The 19,520-nt window shown below is 64.9% G+C and carries 17 protein-coding genes; 11 read left to right on the top strand and 6 right to left on the bottom strand.

The genetic code is table 11. The annotated features are described in order from the left end of the window. Window positions 1-365: 365 nt before the first annotated feature. Window positions 366-1,148 carry a GntR family transcriptional regulator gene (locus tag J7I79_RS00205; protein WP_214948813.1) on the top strand — a complete coding sequence of 261 codons (783 nt, stop codon included), beginning with the start codon at window positions 366-368 and terminating at the stop codon, window positions 1,146-1,148. A gap of 17 nt (window positions 1,149-1,165) precedes the next feature. Here J7I79_RS00205 and J7I79_RS00210 read toward each other — a convergent pair whose 3' ends face one another. After that, window positions 1,166-2,443 (bottom strand): S8 family peptidase, encoded by a 1,278-nt coding sequence (locus J7I79_RS00210; protein WP_214948814.1) that lies wholly within the window; start codon window positions 2,441-2,443, stop codon window positions 1,166-1,168. Window positions 2,444-2,500: 57 nt separating this feature from the next. Then, window positions 2,501-3,049, bottom strand: coding sequence for a TetR/AcrR family transcriptional regulator (locus tag J7I79_RS00215; protein ID WP_214948816.1), 549 nt, complete (start codon window positions 3,047-3,049; stop codon window positions 2,501-2,503). Between the two features lie 115 nt (window positions 3,050-3,164). Here J7I79_RS00215 and J7I79_RS00220 point away from each other — a divergent pair, with 115 nt between their 5' ends. Together J7I79_RS00220 and J7I79_RS00225 are read left to right on the top strand one after the other, a co-directional pair. Beyond that, complete coding sequence (locus J7I79_RS00220) at window positions 3,165-4,574, top strand: MFS transporter (RefSeq protein WP_214948818.1); 1,410 nt, start codon at window positions 3,165-3,167, stop codon at window positions 4,572-4,574. A gap of 302 nt (window positions 4,575-4,876) precedes the next feature. Then, entirely contained in the window at window positions 4,877-5,662 is a 786-nt protein-coding gene (locus J7I79_RS00225; protein WP_214948820.1) for an alpha/beta fold hydrolase, read from the top strand. Between the two features lie 123 nt (window positions 5,663-5,785). Here the strand turns inward: J7I79_RS00225 and J7I79_RS00230 are convergent, their stop codons facing one another. Further along, window positions 5,786-6,397 carry a TetR/AcrR family transcriptional regulator gene (locus tag J7I79_RS00230; protein ID WP_251042210.1) on the bottom strand — a complete coding sequence of 204 codons (612 nt, stop codon included), beginning with the start codon at window positions 6,395-6,397 and terminating at the stop codon, window positions 5,786-5,788. Between the two features lie 33 nt (window positions 6,398-6,430). On the opposite strand from J7I79_RS00230, the gene J7I79_RS00235 reads away from it, so the two are divergent. Together J7I79_RS00235 and J7I79_RS24855 are read left to right on the top strand one after the other, a co-directional pair. After that, a complete protein-coding gene (locus J7I79_RS00235; RefSeq protein ID WP_214948823.1) occupies window positions 6,431-7,495 on the top strand; it encodes a DMT family transporter in 1,065 nt (354 codons plus the stop codon). 894 nt (window positions 7,496-8,389) lie between these two features. After that, entirely contained in the window at window positions 8,390-8,683 is a 294-nt protein-coding gene (locus tag J7I79_RS24855; protein WP_396020134.1) for a DUF4383 domain-containing protein, read from the top strand. Between the two features lie 199 nt (window positions 8,684-8,882). Here J7I79_RS24855 and J7I79_RS00245 read toward each other — a convergent pair whose 3' ends face one another. Further along, window positions 8,883-9,638 (bottom strand): FadR/GntR family transcriptional regulator, encoded by a 756-nt coding sequence (locus J7I79_RS00245; protein ID WP_214948827.1) that lies wholly within the window; start codon window positions 9,636-9,638, stop codon window positions 8,883-8,885. Between the two features lie 181 nt (window positions 9,639-9,819). Between J7I79_RS00245 and eat the strand changes: the two genes are divergently transcribed. The 5 genes from eat (at window position 9,820) to J7I79_RS00270 (ending at window position 15,611) form a co-directional block, all read left to right on the top strand. Then, window positions 9,820-11,259: an ethanolamine permease gene (eat, locus tag J7I79_RS00250; RefSeq protein ID WP_214948828.1), complete on the top strand. Its 1,440-nt coding sequence runs from the start codon at window positions 9,820-9,822 to the stop codon at window positions 11,257-11,259. A 74-nt stretch (window positions 11,260-11,333) separates the two neighbouring features. Continuing rightward, on the top strand, window positions 11,334-12,716 hold the full coding sequence (locus J7I79_RS00255) for a glutamine synthetase family protein (RefSeq protein WP_214948829.1): 1,383 nt from the start codon (window positions 11,334-11,336) through the stop codon (window positions 12,714-12,716). Beyond that, window positions 12,697-13,461: a gamma-glutamyl-gamma-aminobutyrate hydrolase family protein gene (locus J7I79_RS00260; RefSeq protein ID WP_311380480.1), complete on the top strand. Its 765-nt coding sequence runs from the start codon at window positions 12,697-12,699 to the stop codon at window positions 13,459-13,461. Before J7I79_RS00255 ends, J7I79_RS00260 begins: the two co-directional genes overlap by 20 nt. Beyond that, window positions 13,442-14,809, top strand: coding sequence for an aldehyde dehydrogenase (locus J7I79_RS00265; RefSeq protein ID WP_214948830.1), 1,368 nt, complete (start codon window positions 13,442-13,444; stop codon window positions 14,807-14,809). The genes J7I79_RS00260 and J7I79_RS00265 overlap by 20 nt, the downstream gene beginning before the upstream one ends. A 25-nt stretch (window positions 14,810-14,834) precedes the next feature. Continuing rightward, window positions 14,835-15,611, top strand: a complete 777-nt coding sequence (locus J7I79_RS00270; RefSeq protein WP_214948912.1) for a 3-oxoacyl-ACP reductase — start codon at window positions 14,835-14,837, stop codon at window positions 15,609-15,611. 113 nt (window positions 15,612-15,724) lie between these two features. On the opposite strand, the gene J7I79_RS00275 is transcribed toward J7I79_RS00270, so the two are convergent. Together J7I79_RS00275 and J7I79_RS00280 are read right to left on the bottom strand one after the other, a co-directional pair. Further along, window positions 15,725-16,732 carry a nucleoside hydrolase gene (locus J7I79_RS00275; protein ID WP_214948831.1) on the bottom strand — a complete coding sequence of 336 codons (1,008 nt, stop codon included), beginning with the start codon at window positions 16,730-16,732 and terminating at the stop codon, window positions 15,725-15,727. Between the two features lie 43 nt (window positions 16,733-16,775). Then, window positions 16,776-18,209 (bottom strand): MFS transporter, encoded by a 1,434-nt coding sequence (locus J7I79_RS00280; protein WP_214948832.1) that lies wholly within the window; start codon window positions 18,207-18,209, stop codon window positions 16,776-16,778. Between the two features lie 136 nt (window positions 18,210-18,345). Between J7I79_RS00280 and J7I79_RS00285 the strand changes: the two genes are divergently transcribed. Then, entirely contained in the window at window positions 18,346-19,218 is an 873-nt protein-coding gene (locus J7I79_RS00285; RefSeq protein WP_214948833.1) for a ribokinase, read from the top strand. Window positions 19,219-19,520 lie beyond the last annotated feature (302 nt).

The following is a 19,520-nucleotide window of genomic DNA, read 5'->3' on the forward strand; positions in this document are numbered from 1 at the left end:
CTGGCTGCCGCTTACTCTGATGCTACGTTGCCGCAGGCCCTCATGGAGTGTTCGCCGGAGGCGGGATTCAGCGAGCCAGTTTCCGTGACCCTCCAGGCAAGAGGCAGGTCTTTCGCCCACTATCCGGCACCCCACGGCGAGCGATTTCTGCCGTAAAAGCAGCCCCTGCCGGGCACAACGCAGCAAGTCTCATCACCGGCCACATTGGTCACCAAGTAAGGACACCGGGAATCGTCGCGGTTCCAGCAAAAACGCATGAGGCACAGCATTGGAGCCCAGGAACCTCCCGAAGCCGCACTTGTCCAACAAACAAGTCACACTTGTCGTAGGCTGGGAATCCCCAGACCCACTAAGCGAGGCATAACGTGCACGACGACGCCGCCCGGTTCTTGTCCCAGCCGATTACGGCCCAGCCCGGTTCGCCGCTCCGCGTTGCCGTCTACTCACGGATTGCCGAAGCCATCCGCAACAACCTGCTGCAGCCCGGGTCGATGCTTCCCAGCGAGACCGAGCTCGGCACCGACATGAAGGTCAGCCGCACAGTGGTCCGCGAGGCCCTCATGCTGCTCGAGGAGGACGGCCTCATCCGTGCCCGGCGCGGCGTCGGCCGGTTCGTCTCCGACACGCTCCCCCGCATCGGCATCGAACGCATCCGGCCCTTCGAAGAAGTCCTCGGCGGCCCCGGCAAGCAGGTGGAAATCAAGCGGACCCAGGTGGTGCGCCAGCCGGCCTCCGAATTCGCCGCGCCCGGCGTCGGCGTCGAACCCGGCAGCGACGTCTGGCTCTGGGAGTCCGTCCTGATCCGCGACGGCGAGCCCGTCGCCCACCTGCAGGAGAACGTCTCAGCCCAGCCCGTGAGGCTGGGCAAAGCTGCCGCGGCGCCGTTGGAAATCGACGACGACGGCGGCAGCACCCTTCTTGCCGGCCTGAACAACCGCTTCGGCCGGGTTCTCGGACCCGGCGAATGCCAGATCAGCCTGAGCCAGGTGGGCCCCAGCCGCGCCAAGCTGCTGGACCTGCGGGCCCCGGATCCGGTCCTCGTGCTGACACAGTACGTCAGGCACGCGAACCGGCCCTTCTACCTGGCCAAATGCCTCATCGCTGCACGCGCCGGGCACCTGTCCGTGATGCAGTCTCTCCAGTCCTGACCGCAACCGCGCGACAGCTAAGGGCAGGTGCCAGCGACGGCCTTGCATGCGTTCACGCGGCCATGTGCCCAGTCGGTGCCGGTGCCGAGAATCGGGTCGGCGGTTGATTCGATTCTTGCGCGGACCAATTTGTTTTCGGTGCCGGCAGGTGTTCTCCAGACAAGCGCGGCCACGCCGGCGACAACAGGCGAGGCCATCGAGGTGCCGCTGGCGACGTCATAACCCATGGACCGGCCGTTCTGCGTACCCAGGACGAACTCGTGGTTCGGGAAGGTCGAGTACACGTTGACACCCGGTGCGGCGACATCCACCCACTTTCCATAGGTTGAGAAGGATGCTTTGTTGTCCTTGTTGTCCGTTGCAGCCACGGCAATGACGTTGGGATAGGCACCCGGGTAGATCTTGGCCTGGGTACCGGCGTTGCCTGCCGCGGCAACTATTACTACACCCTTATTCCAGGCGTAATTGACGGCAGCTTCGAGAGTGCGTGAAGAGACGCGCTGTCCAAGGCTCATATTGATGACCTTGGCGCCATTGTCGGCGGCCCAGCTGATGCCGTTGGCAATGACTGAACTGGAACCGGACCCGGTGTCATTGAGCACTTTGACATCCAGGATGCTGCAGTCCGGGCACACACCGGCAACACCAATCTTGTTGTTGAACTTGGCGGCAACGATGCCGGCGACGTGGGTGCCGTGACCGTACTTATCTTCAGGGTTTGCTTTGGGATCCTCTTTGGTGTCCGCACTGACGAAGTTCGCGTATCCAACAACCTGCGGTGCGATGTCGTCGTGGACGTTTGCCACACCCGTATCGAGAATGGCCACCTTGGTGCCCCCGCCGGTCGTGACGCCCCATGCTTCAACGGCGTCCACATCGGCATCCTCTGTGCCGTTGGCCGCTAGCAGCGTGCCGGCGGTGTTCGTAAGAGACTGGCCGACGTTCTGCAGGGCGTACTGTTGCGGGAAATACTGGTCATCGGACGCGGCAGTAACCACCTCATCCGGCTCGGCGTACTCAACCGCCGGGTTCCGGCTTAAAGCTTCGATGAGCTGGAATTCCTTGCCAGCCGGAACTTTGATGAGCTGGGCGCCGGTGCCGCCGATGCCAGGGCCCTCGCTGAGCCCATGCTGGCGTAGTACGGCGGATGCCGCGCGATCATCATGGAATTTAACCATGATTTGCCCCGCAACATGGGAGGACTGGGGGTCCGCCGCATTGCCCGGGGCCGCTAAGGTGATTCCGCCAAACGCCATCATTGCCGCTGCGAAGCTGGCCATCATAAGTTTTTTCATGCGGCTATCTTGCTTGAACCTGCTCAAGCTGGATAGTGCCTGTCGGCACTGGGCGTGTCAGGGAGCGAGCAGTCCGTCAGCGACAATCGCAAGCATCGATGCCACTGAGTCGGCGGGAAGCTCGCTGTTATCTGCCACTGCGGCCATGCCGCCAACAAGCCGACTGATTTGCATTGCCTCGACGCCGGGGCGCAGGGCCGAGTCCAACCCGTCAATCAGGCGCTGATTCGCATTGACGTACGTCGTGCATTTTGCTGCGAATGGAGACCCGGGATCGCCCAGCGCAGCAGTGATCCGCGCGGCTGCACCCTTGTGTTCTGTCAGCATCGCCGCATAATCAGTCAGCCAGGTCAACAGCCGCTCCCGCGCGGAGGCGTCGAGCGAAAGCGCCCTGTCGACTGCCGCGTTGACCTTCCCCGCCCAGGCCTCAAGGACCGCGTCGTAAAGGGACTCTTTGGTCGGGAAGTGCCGGTACAGCGTGCCGGGGCCCACCTCGGCCCCTTTGGCGACCTCGTCCATCGAAACGGCGTCGAAGCCTTTGGCGCGGAAAAGCGCACGTGCAACCTCCACGATCCGATCGCGGTTGCGTTGGGCGTCAGCGCGCACAGAAACACCTTTCAAAACATGATTGCCAAACGGAGAGTGTCTCCGTATAGTTCTAACCGGAGCATCTCTCCTCTTAGTGTACGTCAGCCCATCGGCTAGAACAGGACACCACCCCATGACATCCACAATCGCCACACGGGCGCCCGCCGGGACCGCGCCATCCGGCCGCCGCGCCGGCAGCATTGGCCTCTGGCTGGTCATGCTTGCCCAACTCATGCTTGTCCTCGATGCGACAGTGGTCAACGTCGCACTCCCCCACATCGCCACCGACCTCGATTTCACCCGCGCCCAGCTCAGCTGGGTCTTGAACGGCTACGCCGTTGCCTTCGGCGGCCTCCTGCTGCTCGGCGGACGGATCGGAGACGTCTTCGGCCGTCGCCGCACGTTCCTGGTGGGCGTGGCGGTCTTCACGGTCTTCTCGCTGCTCGGCGGCCTGGCCACCTCACCCCTTCTCCTCGTCATCGCACGCGCACTCCAAGGCCTCGGTGCCGCGTTCGCCGCACCGAGCGTGCTCGCGCTCATCACCACGAGCGCGCGGGACGACGGCGCGCGGAACCGGGCCCTAGCATTGTTCTCCGCCGTCGCCTCGATGGGCGGCGCGCTCGGGCTCATTCTGGGCGGCCTGCTCACCGACATCGCCAACTGGCGGTGGACCCTCTTCATCAACGTGCCGATCGGCGTCGTCGTCCTGCTTGCCGTGCCGCGCCTCGTCGCCGAAACCCCCCGGAGACCCGGGCGCTTCGATATTCTCGGAGCGGTGACCGCAACGGGCGGCGCAGTCGCCATCGTGTGGGCCCTCATCCAGGCGGGCGACGACGGCTGGTCCAGTCCCCGCACGATCGGCGGGCTGGTGGTCGGCGCGGCGCTGATCACCGTGCTCGCCTTCACCGAGCGGAGAGTGGCCCACCCCCTGCTCCGCCCGCAGCTGCTCCGCAGCCCGAGCCGGGTGGCGGCGCTGGCGGCGATGGCGGCCACCTATGGCGGGATGCTGGCGATGTTCTTCCTCATGGTCCAGTACCTCGAAAATGATCTGCACCTCACGCCACTGCTGACGGGGCTGGCGTTCCTGCCGATGCCCCTGAGCATCTTCGCGATGTCGCGGATCGTCCCGCGGCTGGTCGAGCGCTTCGGGGCCGTCCGCCTCGTCATCCTCGGCACCGCACTTCGGGTGGTCGCGTTCCTGCCGCTCACGCAACTGAGTCCGGACACCCCCTTCGTGATCGTCATGGCTGCCCTGCTCTTGACGGGAATCTCAGCCGGCATGACGTTCATGCCGCTCACGACGCTCGCGCTGCGCAACGTCGAACCCGAGCACGCGGGGTCCGCCTCTGGGCTTTTCCAGACAATGCAGCAACTTGGCGGCGCCGTTGGACTGGCCATCGTGGCGTCGACCTACGCGGCGTTCGCTGTCCCCGGCGACTTCCTGACCGGCGGACGGGCCGGGTTCTGGTCGGCGACCATCCTGTCCGCCCTCGCGCTGGCAGCCGTCGTCGGGCTGGTCATCAGACCTCGGAGTCGATCCTGATCGGCCCGGCCAATACGCCCGTTTAGGCGACCGCCGCGCCCACGACCGCTGCCGCCGTCGTACTTTCCGCGCCGACAAACGAAAGCAGCACCTCCACCAGGTGCGGCCGGGACCGTCGGTGGTGTCGACGCCGACCGTCCCCACCGGGGCCACCGCGAATGTCGGCGACATGGCGAAGTTCCGTGAGGCGGGGATTGCGGTTGTGGTGGCGGCCGTCGGCTGAGGAGCTCCCTGGTGCTGGCCTTCCCCTCACGACGTAGCGGCCGGTAGCCGGTAGGCCACCTCGGGCGTATGGTTCGTTTATGGATCGGATACGGGCCATCCTTCTTCCCGGGAGTGTGCTCCCCGCCCAGCCTGCGTACGAAGCTCTGATTGGCGCCCTGGGCCTGGATGTAGAGGCCGTCGCCAAAGACTTGGAGCTCTACGCAGACGATGAGCCGCCGCCGGGCTGGAGCCTGGACACAGAGATCGACGGCGTGCTCCGCGAAGCTGACGCCCGGGGATGGGAGAGGTTCCATCTTGTGGGCTATTCGGGCGGCGGCGCGGCGGCGCTGGCGTTCGCTGCCAAACATCCCGGACGTCTGCTGAGCCTGGCGCTGCTGGAGCCTGCCTGGGCCGGGAACTGGGACTGGAGCCCTGCGCACGCGGAGCTCTGGAAGAAGTACGAGCAGCTGGAAGCCCTTCCCCCGGAGCAGTTCATGCCCGCCTTCACGAGGCTGGGAGTTAAGCCCGACGTCGTGCTTCCGTCACCGCCTCCGGGTCCCCCGCCGCCGTGGATGGCAAAGCGGCCCGCGGGTATCAGGGCGTTCCTGCGGAACTTCAAGAGCTATGACCTGGACAGGGCACGTTTGGCCGCGTTTCCCCAGCCGGTGTTCTTCGCCCTCGGCGGCCTGAGCAACCCGGACGACTACGGCGAGATCGCCGGCCGGCTGGCAAGGGTCTTCTTCCCGGACTTCCACCTGGAGGTGTTCGCCAAGCGCCACCACTTCGACCCGCCACACCGGATCGAGCCTGAGCGACTGGCCGAATTGCTCCGAAAGCACTGGGAGCGGGCGGAACGCAGGAGTGAGGCATCAACTGGCGCCTGACTTTGCGGTCAGTTCAGCGACACGCGTCCGGCCTGACACGGCGCCGCCTGGTTTACACTCCTCGCCGCCGCAGTCGACGCCGGTCTCCGCGCGCAGTTACCTGGGATCTGAGACGCCAGGAGACTAGCTGGTGGCGAGCAATCGCGCTGCTGCGTCTCGCCCCACCGCGAAGGGCTGCGGGAAGGTGCCCATTCCCATTGTCACGAGCCCGCCCTCGTACAGAAGCATCAACGAGTCGGCTGTCTGGGCAGGATCAGCAACGGATGCTTCCCTGCACAGTTGCTCGAGTAGGTCTCTCAACCATTTCTTTTGGCGGATAGCTTCCGCCGCGATGGGGCTCTCCGGGTCATCCGTCTCGGCCCTCGCGTTGATCGCGCAACACCCTTTGTCGCTGTTGTCGACTGCCCACCGCCCGGAGATGTCGAAGATCGCGAGGATCCGCTCGGTGCCGCCTGCGGGTACCTGCGCGAGTCCATATTCGAGGTACTCGCGCCACCGGGCGTCCCGCCGTCGGAGGTAAGCCACCGCCAGCGCCTCTTTCGAACCGAACTGGTCGTACAGGGTTTTCTTGGTTACGCCAGCCGCCGCCGCGATCGTGTCCACCCCCACCGCGTGGATTCCTTCCCGATAGAACAGTTCGGACGCGGCGCGCAGAACCCGTTCCGCTCCCTTCGTGTACTTGGGCAGCTCATTCGCGTCTCGGGGCATCACCTCACGGCGATCTTCGGTCATCATGCATCCACTATACCGTTCTGTATACTAATTAGCATGAGTAAACAGAACGGTATACCTCAGCGCATTGTTTTGATCGGAGCTTCCGTCGCGTTCGTTCTCAGTTGGAGTTCCGGTTTTCTCGTAGCCAAGATCGGCACCACCGGCGTCCCGGCGCTCACGGTCGTCTTTTGGCGGTTCCTCATTGTCGTGGTGATCCTGGCACTCGCCCTGGCCGGAAGCGCCCTCCGAGTCAACATCACCCATCGCCGGCCGGACGGCATCGGTTCGAAAAACCGTCCGGGGAGACCTCCCCGCGGCTCAGTCCTTCCCCGCGCGGACCTGCCGGCCTGGCGCGACATCCGCCCCCATCTCGTCATCGGCTTCTTCGCCCAATTCGGCTACGTCGTGCCTATCTACCTGGCGATCGCTGCCGGCGTCTCGGCGGGGACGTGCGCGCTCATCGATGCCATCCAACCTCTTGTCATCGCCACCCTCGTCGGCCCGCTCCTCGGGCTGCGCGTGCGTGCCCTCCAATGGCTCGGCCTGGTGTTCGGCGCCAGTGGCGTCGCCCTGATCGTAGCTTCGGACGCATTCGTAGCCGCGTCTCCAGGCCCCGCCTATCTGCTCCCGCTCGTCGCCCTCGCGAGCCTCGTCACGGCCACATTCCTGGAGCGCCGCACCTCGGCACGCCTCGGCGTCTTTGCCACCCTGTCCATGCATTCCGCCGTCACCCTCGCCGCGGTCGCCCTGCTCGCGTCCCTCGCCGGAGCCCTGGCCCCACCGGCCACCCCTGACTTCTGGATCTCCACCCTGGTGACCGCGATCGTCCCCACCCTCATCGCCTACTCCCTGTACTGGTTCCTCCTCCGCCGGATCGGCATCACCACGCTCAATGCCCTCCTCTTCCTGGTCGCCCCGACCACAGCCGTGGCCGGGGCTTTCCTGTTCGCGGAACCGTTCACTCCCGCCACCCTCGCCGGCTTGATCCTCGGGTCCGCCGCCATCGCCCTAGTCCTGTGGCCCGAGCGTTCCTCGGCGCATTCCCCCTGCGCTTCTTCCGCCAATTCGGTCGACGACGATTTCCAGATAGGCGAAGCGGCCCCTGCACCAGCCCGGTGAGGCGGTTCACCCGTCAACAGCGCCGCCAGGGTCTGGCTCGGGCGGATGCCGCCAGTGTGAGATGGGAGGAGGGGTTCCGGCGACGTTGTTCCCGGACCGCAGAACACGGCGACCATTTCTATCCATGGTCCAAGGCGGGTCCACCAGCCTGCAGAATTTTGCCGCCGCCTGCGCCAGATGTACCGGCGCGAAAACGCCAGGATTCCCTCGCCAGGCCAGCAGGAACGACTCGAACTACGACGGCGGGACTACATTGGGTTCGACGGCATTCCGGTAGGCGGCCGCGGTCTTTCGTGTGTAGCAGTCACCCACCTTGAGAACAACAACAGCCAAGGCCTACCGCACAATGGCCGAGAATACCGCGGCGCGGGAAATTCCTGACGAGGATCCCGAGCCCTAGTCCTGGTCTTCCGGGGGCTGGCCCGAGCTCTCTTGTTCTCGGACCTCATCCTCGTATGCGTACGGCCACTGGCGTCGCACCGCTACTTCGTCCCAGCCAGCCTGCAACCGATTGTGCGCCCGATTTGCCAGTATTTCGAGTGACCGCACAATTTCCCGTGGCGGCAGCTCGGGCCTACCTGCAAAGTATCCCAGCAGTACGTTCACAGCCGTCGCTTCCTGCGGTGTCATTCGAGCCATGAGGTAACCGTAGAGCGCGAGGTCCGACTTAGGAAGCGCTCGGAGTACTTCAACTTTCAGGGTATGCGAGGGCGGCGATCCCGGCAGCAGGCCCGTGTGCCATACCTACATGAAGGTCAGCCGCACCGTGGTCCGCGAAGCGCTGCTGGTTTTGGGAGTCGGTCCTGGTCCGCGACGGTGAAGCCATCGCCCACCTGCGGGAAAACATCTCGGCCCTACGACGAGCTGCAGTTTGCGGGCCACCACTCCGAAGCCATGCTGCTTGGCCTCTTCCAGGTCTCAGTGCCGCACAACATCGTCCAGCTCCTCTTCGGCGCAGCAGGCCTGCTCCTGGCCCGCAGCGCCACCGGCGCCCGCTCCTTCCTCCTCTACGGCGGAATCGTGTACCTGGTCCTGTTCGCCTACGGCCTGGTGTTCGACCAGGAATCGGCCGCGAACTTCGTCCCGCTGAACGCCTTCGACAACGGACTGCACCTGCTGCTCGGCGTCGGCATGATCGCCCTCGCGCTGGTTCTCACCAGGGGCCATGCCACGAAGGTGCGCTGCTGACCATTTCCCTCTGGGATACGCACGCCAACGCCCGACGGCGGGACTCACCCGATGGTGAGTCCCGCCGTCGCGCGTTCCCGGCTGTTGTCCGGGCCGCTGACGTCAGCTAAATGCAGTTGGCCGGGTGGCGCTCACCCGGCCAGAGTTTTCAGCACCGCGCCGCGTCGCAGCGGAGGTACGGCTGGTGCCAAGATGCAGGTCAGGGAACGTCGGATGCCGCGACTGAAGAGTTCTCCGGCGAGACCAGGAATCCATGGAGCAACGACGCCGTTCCCTGCAGGTGATCGAGGGTAACCTGGTAGGCGCCATCCGCGTCGCCGCGGAGAATAGCGTCAACAATTTCCTGGTGCTGCCGGTTGGAATGCTCAAGGTTGGGCTCCAGGAACGGGATGCGGTCTAGAAGGTCGCTAACCCGTGCACGGGCGTCTGCAACGGCCGCAACGAGGCTTGGCGATCCACACAATTCCGCGATGGCCACGTGAAACCGCGCGTCCTTCGGCCTGTACAGCTCTACCGGAGCCGCTGCCACATCGGCCAACGTATCCAGCAGATGACGCCGCTGCCTTGGAGACAGCACGGCCTTGGCGGCGAGGGACGCGGCGGCCGGTTCCAGCACGGCGCGGTAGGTCAGAACGTCGTTGACTTCCGCAGGGTCCAGATCTGCGGCGCCTCTAAGTTCCACGAGCCTTCGTGCCGATACGTAGGTTCCGCCAGACCTGCCGCGGCGGATTTCCACATAGCCTGCCTTTTGAAGCTCCGCTAAGGCGTCGCGCAGCGTCGCCCGTGACACGCCCAGCAAATCCGACAACTCCCGCTCGGCGGGCAACTTATCACCGACGCCGAAGAGCCCCAGCTTGATGTTCTGGAGCAGCCGTTCGATGGTTTCTTCAAAGGCGTTTCCGTGCCGGACCGGCCGTAAGAGCGTAGTGGGGACCTCAAGCGATGCCTCTTCCATGAGACCATCCTAGCGCGGTCTAATAAAATGCCTTTTACTCACCGCTGCTTGAGCCGAAACCGGTTCGCTTTTCGAGGAAAATCGCGATCCCCTTGACTCTTGCGGGTGACTTGCACCACACTGACAGGGGACTTTTGGACTAATTACAGACCAATGAGACCCTTGGAAGAAGGGAAATCGCATGTCATCACGTCCCTTGGAGCAGCCCGTCAACGACGACGAGGGCTACCTCCATCACCGTCAACTCAAACGTGGAGCGGCTGGGTGGGTCCTACTGGCGGGCCTCGGTGTTGCCTATGTCATCTCCGGAGATTTCGCCGGCTGGAACCTGGGCCTGGCCCAGGGCGGCTGGGGCGGTCTCCTCATCGCATTCATTCTGATGGGCATCATGTACACCTGCATGGTGTTCGGATTGGCCGAACTGTCGTCCGCACTGCCGACCACCGGCGCAGGCTACGGATTTGCGCGTAGGGCTCTTGGCCCGCTGGGCGGCTTTGCCACCGGGATGGCCGTCCTGATCGAATACGCTGTCGCGCCCGCCGCCATCGCCACCTTCATCGGCGGCTATGTCGAAGCCCTGGGCCTGTTCGGCCTCACCAACTCCTGGCCGGTCTATCTCATCACCTTCGCTCTCTTCGTCGGAATCCATCTCCGCGGAGTCGGCGAAGCGCTGAAACTGATCTTTGCGATCACCACAATCGCCGTCATCGCTTTGGCTGCCGTGGTCATCGGCCTGGTACCGCATTTCAACGCGGCAAACCTCTTCGATGTCGTGCCGGACGGTTCCCCGACCTCCAGCGCCTTCCTTCCCATGGGCATCGGAGGTGCAGTCGGAGCCCTCGTGTACGCCATCTGGTTTTTCCTGGCAGTCGAAGGTGTCCCGCTGGCTGCTGAAGAGACAGCGAACCCCAAGAAGGACATGCCCCGGGGCATCATCGTTGCCGTTGTGATTCTCGTGGTCTTCGGAGCACTGATGCTCGTCCTGGTTCCCGGCGCAGCCGGGTCAGAGGCGATGGGTGCCTCGAACAACCCGCTTCCGGAAGCGCTCCGCCTGGCCTACGGGGGTAACACAGTCCTTGCTGACTTTGTGAACTATGCAGGGCTGGCCGGGCTGGTGGCCAGCTTCTTCTCCATCATCTACGCCTACTCCCGGCAGCTCTTCGCCCTGTCCCGCGCAGGGTACCTTCCCAAGTGGTTGTCATTGACGGGCAAGAGGCGGACCCCGTACTGGGCGCTCATCGTGCCCGGCGCCCTCGGATTCCTCCTTGCTGCCACCACCGGCAACGGTGCCCTGCTCATCAATATCGCGGTGTTCGGAGCGACCGTCTCCTACGTGCTGCTGAACCTTTCGCACATAGTCCTGCGGGTAAAGGAACCCGGCCTTTCCCGGGGATACCGGACCCCTGGAGGTGCCGTCACCACATCCGTGGCCCTGCTTCTCGCTGCTGTTGCGGTCGTTGCCACGTTCGTCGTCGACGTCATGGCAGCATCCATCACCGCCGCAGTGTTCGCCGCCGCCCTCCTTTACTACTGGTTCTACAGCCGCCATCGGATTGTGGCAGGGGCGCCCGAAGAGGAATTTGCACAGCTCGCGGCAGCCGAAGCCGAACTCAGCAACTGAAACGCCCTCTCCGGCCCAGTTCGGCGGAGAGCACCTATCACGTCCAACACCCAGATCGAAGTTACGGAAATCAAATGACCAATCAAATCGCAGGGAAAGACTCCCAGGCACAGCTGACCGTCGAGGAGCTGAAGCAGAAGGTTGCCACGGGTGAAATCGACACCGTCGTCGTCGCCATCACCGACTCCTTGGGCCGGCTGCAGGGCAAGCGCTGCGGCGCAAGGTCCTTCCTCGAGGATGTCCTCGGACATGGCGCCGAAGGCTGCAACTACCTCCTATCCGTCGACGTGGAAATGAACACGGTTGATGGATACGCCATGTCTTCCTGGGCCAACGGCTACGGGGACATGGTCATGCGACCCGACGTCAGCACGCTCCGGCTTGTGCCGTGGCTGGAGGGCACCGCGATGGTCCAGTGCGACATCCTCTGGCTCGACGGCCGCCCCGTCACCCAGTCCCCGCGGCAGATACTTCGTGCCCAGATCGAACGCCTCGAGACGCTCGGATACCGTGCCCATATCGGCACGGAACTCGAGTTCATCATGTTCGACGACAGCTATGCCGAAGCATGGGACAAGCAGTACGTCGGGCTGAAGCCCTCAACCCGCTACAACGTCGACTACTCCCTGCTTGCCACGGCCGGTCTCGAACCGGTCATCCGCGACATCCGAAACAGCATGGAAAGCGCCGGGCTCGTCGTCGAATCCTCAAAGGGCGAATGCAACCACGGCCAACAGGAAATCACCTTCAGGTATTCAGACGCACTCCAAGCCTGCGACAGCCACGCGTTCTACAAGAACGGCGCCAAGGAGATCGCAGGAAAGCACGGAAAAAGCATCACCTTCATGGCCAAGTACAACGAGCGCGAGGGCAGTTCCTGCCACATCCACTTCAGCCTGACGGACCTGGACGGCAACCCGGTGCTTGCCGGTGACGGCGAGCATGGCTTCAGCCCCGTCATGGAACACTTCGTCGCAGGTCAGCTGGCCGCCATGAAGGAACTCTCGTACTTCCTGGCGCCCAACATCAACTCGTACAAGCGCTTCGTCGAGGGCAGCTTCGCACCAACGGCGATTGCATGGGGACTGGACAACCGCAGTTGCGCGCTGCGCATCGTCGGGCGCGGACCCGGCCTCCGGGTGGAAAACCGAGTAGGCGGCGGCGACGTCAACCCCTACCTGGCCGCGGCAGCACTTATTGCGGCAGCCATCCACGGCATCGAGAACGAGTTGCCCCTCCAGCCCATCATGGTCGGGAATGCCTACCAGTCCACTGCCGACCGGATCCCGACGGCGCTTCGGGACTCGCGGGCGCTGCTCGTCAACAGCGAAATCGCCCGCAAGTCCTTCGGAGACGAAGTGGTGGATCACTACGTGCACGCCGCCGACGTCGAACTGAAAGCGTTCGACAGTGCCGTCACGGATTGGGAGCACAAGCGTGGCTTTGAACGTCTCTGATTCCTACCGGCCGCGCATCGGCCTCACCACCTACTACCAACAGGCAGCCTGGGGCGTCTGGCAGGCCGACGCGGCCATCCTGCCGGGCACGTACCTACAGGCAGTAGTCGCCGCCGGCGGCACACCTGTCCTCCTGCCACCCGTCGGCACGGACGCCACAGTGATCGAGCTCCTGGACGGGCTCATCATCGCGGGCGGATCGGACGTGGACCCGGAACAGTATGGCGCCGAGCCCCATGAACTGACCCGCGCCCAACCCGCGCGGGACGCCCACGACATCGCCCTGACCAGGGCGGCGCTGGCCGCCGGACTTCCGCTGTTTTCCATCTGCCGCGGCGCCCAAATCCTCAACGTCGCTTTGGGAGGAACGCTGGTCCAACACGTCCCGGACGTCAATCCGCAGGCGGCGCAGTACCAGCCGGCACCGGGTGTGTTCGGGAACGTCGACTTCACCACAACACCCGGAAGCATCAGCGAGAGCCTGCTCGGGCCAAACGCCAGCGCCCCCTGCTACCACCACCAGGCCATGGACAGGATCGCGGACGGCCTGCGGGTGACGGCGGCAGCGCAGGACGGAACCGTACAGGCACTCGAGACGACAACAGGCGGATGGGTGCTGGGAGTGCAGTTCCACCCCGAACAGAACCCGGACGACCTGCGGCTTTTCACGGGATTTGTTGAAACAGCCCGCAAGTACCGCAAAGAACGAATGGAGAATGCAGTCGATGTCCACCAGCACGTTTGATGTCCTGAACCCGGCCACCGAAGAGATCATAGAAACCGTCCCGCTCGCCACATTGGAGGAAACGGACCGGGCAATCGAAAAGGCCGCGGCGGCTTTTGAAACGTGGCGCCACGTCTCACCCGCCGACCGGGCGATGCTGCTGCGCCGCTTCGCCGCTGCAGTGGATGCCGACCTTGAGAACCTCGCCCAGCTCGAAGTGGTCAACGCCGGCCATACCATCGGAAACGCCCGCTGGGAGGCAGGAAATGTCCGCGATGTCCTCGCCTATTATTCCGGCGCCCCGGAGCGCCACACCGGCCAGCAGATCCCTGTTGCCGGAGGGGTCAACGTCACCTTCAACGAGCCCCTGGGTGTTGTGGGGGTCATCGTCCCGTGGAATTTCCCGATGCCCATCGCCGCGTGGGGATTCGCTCCGGCGCTGGCAGCAGGCAACACGGTGGTCCTCAAGCCTGCCGAGCTGACGCCGTTGACGGCCCTGCGCCTCGGGCAGCTTGCGCAGGAAGCCGGGCTGCCTGACGGTGTGCTCCAGATCATTCCCGGAAAGGGATCCGTCGTGGGAGAACGCTTCGTCACGCACCCGGCTGTGAGGAAAGTGGTTTTCACTGGATCAACCGGCGTCGGCAAGCGGATCATGGCCGGCTGTGCGGAGCAGGTGAAGCCGGTGACCTTGGAGCTGGGCGGCAAAAGCGCCAACATCATCTTCGCCGACGCCGACCTGGAGGCGGCCGCCGCAGCGGCCCCGGGTGGGGCGTTCGACAACGCCGGCCAGGACTGCTGCTCCCGATCCCGCATCCTGGTTCAGCACGACGTCTTCGAACGGTTCCTCGAACTGCTTGAACCTGCCGTCACGGCGCTGAAGGTCGGGGACCCCCGGAACGAGGACTCGTTCATGGGGCCGCTGATTTCCGCCGCGCAGCACCGCACGGTCGCAGGCTTCGTGCCGGAGGGAGCGCCCATCGCGTTCCAAGGATCAGCGCCGGAGGGCAAGGGATTCTGGTTTCCGCCCACCGTCCTGACTCCGTCCCGCGAGGACCGGGTGATGCATGAGGAGATCTTCGGCCCGGTGGTGGCAGTGGTCCCCTTCAAGGACGAAGCTGACGCGCTCCGACTCGCCAACGACACCATCTACGGCCTGTCCGGCTCCATCTGGACCAGGGACATAGGACGGGCCCTGCGCGTTGCCCGCGGACTGGAGTCCGGAAACCTCTCCGTCAACTCCCACTCATCCGTCAGGTACTCCACACCCTTTGGCGGATTCAAGCAGTCAGGCCTGGGCCGTGAGCTGGGACCTGACGCCCTGAACGCCTTCACCGAAACCAAGAACGTCTTCATCTCAACCACCGACTGAAAACAACTTAAGGAAAAGCACAATGATGGAAGTTATCTCCAACCGACTCAAAGGCCGCAGCGCAGTCATCACCGGGGGCGCCAGCGGAATCGGACTGGCAACCGCACGCCGGTTCGCCTCCGAAGGAGCACACGTTGTTATCGCCGATCTCGATCCGACCGCCGGGCAGCGTGCCGCCGACGAAGTCGACGGACTCTTCGTCAAAGTCGATGTCACCAGCGAAGAAGAGGTCAAGAACCTCTACGCCGTGACCAACGAAACCTACGGAAGCGTCGACATCTCGTTCAACAATGCCGGCATCTCCCCGGCAGACGATGCCTCGATAATCGATACGGGGATCGACGCATGGCGAAGGGTCCAGGAAGTGAACCTCACGTCCGTGTTCTACTGCTGCAAATACGCCCTGCCGTACATGCAGGCGCAGGGCAAGGGATCCATTATCAACACGGCATCCTTTGTCGCCTTGATGGGCGCTGCCACGTCCCAGATCTCATACAGCGCCTCCAAGGGCGGCGTCCTGTCCATGAGCCGTGAGCTGGGTGTCCAGTTCGCCCGCGAGGGCATCCGGGTCAACGCCCTGTGCCCCGGCCCGGTCAACACGCCCCTGTTGAAAGAGCTCTTTGCCAAGGACCCGGAGAAGGCCGCCCGCCGGCTGGTCCATGTTCCCCTCGGCAGGTTCGCCGAACCTGAGGAGTTGGCCGCTGCCGTTGCATTCCTCGCCAGCGATGATGCGTCATTCATCACCGCCTCCACCTTCTTGGTTGATGGCGGCATCGCCGGAGCCTACGTAACCCCCGAGTAGAGGCGAGTCCTGACTGAGGGCCCCACGAGGCCGTGGCCTTCAGGACTTGAACAGCACAGGGCCGCCGGTGGTTGACAGCACATGCCGGCAACCATCGGCGGCCCAAGGCCGGGTCAGGCCGGTGACGTGACCGAGGAGGCAAGCGCCGCCGTCGTGCTTTCCGTCAAGGTAAGAAGTGTTTCCACCAGGTGCGGCGCAAAGTCCCCGTCGAGCTCCAGCACCACACGGCACCGCGCGCCCGGCTGCTCCGGGTAGCCCAGGTACCGTCCGCGCAGGTCGCAGACCGTCTGGCCGCGTCCGGGACCGTGGGTGGTGTCGACGGCGGCACGCACCACCGGGGCGACGGCGGCTTTGACGCCGCCCACCGCGAGCGCCGCCGCCAGGGGGTCGTGCATCGCGGAGCAGGCCCGCCCGAACTGGCTCTCGTAGAAGCGGAAGTAGTAGCCGAGCATCTCCCCCAGGGCCTGCGGGACCGGATGGCCGGCGTCGAGCAGCTCCTGGCGGTGGCTTTCCTCGAGGACGTTGGACATGGTGACGTCCAGCGGCACCAGGGTCACGTTCCAGCCGGCGGCCAGGACTTCGGCGGCGGCCTCGGGGTCGTTGGCGATGTTGGCCTCGGCCACGGGCGTGATGTTCCCGGGGGCAAACGCGGCGCCGCCCATGATGGTGATCCCCTCCACCAGCCGGGGCAGTTCCGGCTCCAGCTGCAGGGCTTCGGCGATGTTGGTGAGCGGACCGATGGCGAGGACGCGCAGCGTGCCTGGCTGTTCATGGGCCAGCCGCACCAGCATCTCGGCCGCGGTTCCGGGGACCAGGTCCGCGGTGGCCGCATCCAGTTCGACGCCGCCGATGCCGTTGTCGCCGTGGACCCATGGCGCCCCGCCGTGGAATGCGCCCGCCTGCGGGTCGTGGGCTCCGAGGGCAACGGGGATGTGCGCGTGCCCGGCGAGCTGGAGCAGGTCCAGGGTGTTGCGGGCGCCGACGGCGGCACTGACGTTGCCGCTGACGGTGCCGATCCCCCGCAGGTCCGCCCGCGGTGAGGCGAGCAGGTAGGCCAGGGCGAGGGCGTCGTCGATGCCGGTGTCGCAGTCGAGGTAGAAAGGGTGGCTGGTGGTGGTCATGGCGGTGTTTCTCGTTTCGTTCGTGCTGGTGTGACGTGGGGTTTCAGAGCTTTTCGCCCTTGGGGGCGGCGACAAACAGGCTGACGATGAACGCGGCGGCGGTGATGGCCACCGAAATCCAGAGGGCTGTGGCGTACCCGGCGGAAGTGGCCTGGGCGGCGACCGGCGCAACGATCACGACGCCGAGGCTCGCCCCGATGCCGAAGGAGGCTCCGTTGATGCCGGGCAGGGCGGCGGGGGCTTCCTCGGGCGAGAGCAGGACGGAGAGTCCGTTGATGGCGGTCAGGAAGAAGCCGTTGTAGAAGATACCCAGGGATGCGACGGCGATCATCACTGCCACCTGGTTGTCGGAGAACGCCGCGGCGGCGATGGCGCTGGCCAGGCTGAGTGCGGTGCCGGCGCGGAGGGTCTTGATCCAGCCGCGGCGGTCGGCGAGCCAGCCGGCGAGGGGTGCGGCGAAGACGCCGATGAGCGCGGCCGGGGTGAGGAACAGCAGGGCGGAGAGGGAGGCGCTCAGCCCGAAGCCGTGGAGTGTGTCCTGGCTGAGCAGCACCACGGTGAAGTTGATGACGGCGAAGATGCCGGCAAGGCCCAGGACGGTGGTGGCGATGACGGGCCAGACCTGGCGGGAGCGCAGGTGGTGGGTGGCGATGAGGGGGTGGCTGCGCTTTTTCTCGATCATCCAGAACGCGGTGAAGGACGCGACGGTGCCGGCCAGCAGGGCCAGGGTGCCTGGCGCGGTCCAGCCGGCCGCCGAGCCGCCGGACACGAAGTAGGCCACGAACACCAGGAACACCGAGAGCGAGCCCGCTCCCCACCAGTCCATGGCGCCGCGGACGCCCCGCGGTCGGCCGTTCGGGACGATCTTGAGGATGCAGCCGGCCGCGATGGCGGTCAGCACCAGCACGACGACGAAGATGGACCGGAAGCCGAGGGTCTCGGCCATCAAGCCGCCGACGTAGCCGTCCACTCCCCCGACGCCGCCGTTAATGGCGGCGATGATGCCCACGGAGGTGCCGAAGACTCTAGCGTGCAGGTTCTCGCTGAGAACGATGTAGGCAAGGGCGAAGACGGCGCTGGACACACCCTGCAGGAACCGGCCGGCGATGAGCAGCGGCACCGTCGGGGCGGCAATGCAGAGCAGGGTTCCGGCGCCCATGATGCCGAGCACCAGCAGGAGTGCGGCGCGGCGGCCGATGAAGTCGCTCCACCTGCCGATCACCGGGCCGGCGATGGCGCCGGCGAGGAAGAACATGGACTGGACGGGCGCGGCGCTGTCGGCGCTCATGCCGAAGGAGGCGGCAATCTGGGGCAGTGCCGGGGTGACCATGCTGGCGTTGAGCTGGAAGGACAGCACGCCGAGCAGCAGCGTGGAGATGAGGAGGGCGGCGCGGCGACCGGCGAACTTTGTTTCGTCCTGGGTTTCAGTGGGCGGCGCGGTGGTGGCTGGTCCGGTGACCGGGGCTGGGGTGTTCACATCAAACTCCTTTGTCTGCAGGCTGGGTGCCATTGGGATGTGAGTTGTTATACAACCACGTATAACGAGCAAGTACAACCATGCCGTACACTATTTCCTAATCCAGCCGCCCTGGCTTCTCCCGATAGGACTTCTCATGAGCACTCGACTTCCTGCCGCCACCGTCGTCGGCAGCATCAACCTCGACATCATCGCCACCACGGACAGGCTCCCCACCGCCGGGGAGACCATCGGCGGCGGCGTCCTGCACCAGCAGCCCGGCGGCAAGGGAGCCAACCAGGCCGTGGCCGCCGCGCGCCTCGGCGGAAGTGCCCGGATGATCGGCGCGGTGGGCGACGACGCCCAGGGCCGCCTGATGCTGGAGGCTCTTTCCGGCGCCGGCGTGGAGACCGCTGACGTGGCAGTGCTCGACGGCGACGCGACAGGCACCGCGCTAATCGTGGTGGACCGCGACGGCGAAAATCAGATCGTGGTGTGCCCGGGCGCGAACGCTGAGTTTTCTTTGCAGGGTGTGGAGGTCGGGCCGGACGAGACAGTGCTATGCCAGCTGGAGGTCGGCCTGCCTGCGGTGATGGAAGCCTCCCGGAAGGCGCAGGGCTTCTTCGTGCTGAACGCCGCACCGGCGATGGACCTGCCGGTCGAGCTGCTGGAGCGGTGCGACTTGGTGATCGTCAACGAGACCGAGTACGAGCTGATTCCGGCCTTGGCCGAGGCCAAGCTTGTCGCGGTGACATACGGGAAGGACGGCTCGGCGATGTTTGAGCATGGCCGGAAAGTGGCTGAGGCGCCGGCCTCTGCCGTCACGGTGGCGAACACGATCGGGGCCGGCGATGCGTTCTGTGCCGCCTTGGTGCTGGCGCTTCGGGCGCGGCTCTCTTACGAGCATGCACTGGCGGTGGCCAATGCTGTGGGGGCTGACGCTGTGGGTGATCCTTCGTCCCAGCCAGCGTTGGCTCCACTGGAGGAGTACGTTGAGCGAACCGCGAGTCTGGTAGCGGCGAAAAGTTGAGCACGGTTGTCAGTCAAGCATTGTCTTTCAAAGGGTTCCACCTGTAGCCGGAGGCTGGGCACGGACGGATAAAACATCGGGATTCTAGTGCCGCAAAGCTCCAACACGCCAGCACACACTAGATCATCTTTTCCCCAAGCCTGGAGCCCCACCGAGGAAAACTCGATACCACGCTCTGGAGATCCTCCCGTAAATTCGCGGTCGGGAACCTGCCATGATCCGCTCCTGGAGAACTCGCGCCCTGCGGCTGATGCTGTCGAGGAGCTCCAGATCTCGCGCCCATCCCATATCACGAATCTCAG

Origin of the sequence: Arthrobacter sp. ISL-69, assembly GCF_018613775.1 — a bacterium.
GTDB lineage: Bacteria > Actinomycetota > Actinomycetes > Actinomycetales > Micrococcaceae > Arthrobacter.

What these genes read in the sequence shown, in the direction of transcription:
- J7I79_RS00210 (WP_214948814.1), bottom strand. Translation starts at nt 2,443, where the DNA reads ATGAAAAAACTTATGATGGCCAGCTTCGCAGCGGCAATGATGGCGTTT.
- J7I79_RS00220 (WP_214948818.1), top strand. Translation starts at nt 3,165, where the DNA reads ATGACATCCACAATCGCCACACGGGCGCCCGCCGGGACCGCGCCATCC.
- J7I79_RS00225 (WP_214948820.1), top strand. Translation starts at nt 4,877, where the DNA reads ATGGATCGGATACGGGCCATCCTTCTTCCCGGGAGTGTGCTCCCCGCC.
- J7I79_RS00230 (WP_251042210.1), bottom strand. Translation starts at nt 6,397, where the DNA reads ATGATGACCGAAGATCGCCGTGAGGTGATGCCCCGAGACGCGAATGAG.
- J7I79_RS00235 (WP_214948823.1), top strand. Translation starts at nt 6,431, where the DNA reads ATGAGTAAACAGAACGGTATACCTCAGCGCATTGTTTTGATCGGAGCT.
- J7I79_RS24855 (WP_396020134.1), top strand. Translation starts at nt 8,390, where the DNA reads ATGCTGCTTGGCCTCTTCCAGGTCTCAGTGCCGCACAACATCGTCCAG.
- J7I79_RS00245 (WP_214948827.1), bottom strand. Translation starts at nt 9,638, where the DNA reads ATGGAAGAGGCATCGCTTGAGGTCCCCACTACGCTCTTACGGCCGGTC.
- eat (WP_214948828.1), top strand. Translation starts at nt 9,820, where the DNA reads ATGTCATCACGTCCCTTGGAGCAGCCCGTCAACGACGACGAGGGCTAC.
- J7I79_RS00255 (WP_214948829.1), top strand. Translation starts at nt 11,334, where the DNA reads ATGACCAATCAAATCGCAGGGAAAGACTCCCAGGCACAGCTGACCGTC.
- J7I79_RS00265 (WP_214948830.1), top strand. Translation starts at nt 13,442, where the DNA reads ATGTCCACCAGCACGTTTGATGTCCTGAACCCGGCCACCGAAGAGATC.
- J7I79_RS00270 (WP_214948912.1), top strand. Translation starts at nt 14,835, where the DNA reads ATGGAAGTTATCTCCAACCGACTCAAAGGCCGCAGCGCAGTCATCACC.
- J7I79_RS00275 (WP_214948831.1), bottom strand. Translation starts at nt 16,732, where the DNA reads ATGACCACCACCAGCCACCCTTTCTACCTCGACTGCGACACCGGCATC.
- J7I79_RS00285 (WP_214948833.1), top strand. Translation starts at nt 18,346, where the DNA reads ATGAGCACTCGACTTCCTGCCGCCACCGTCGTCGGCAGCATCAACCTC.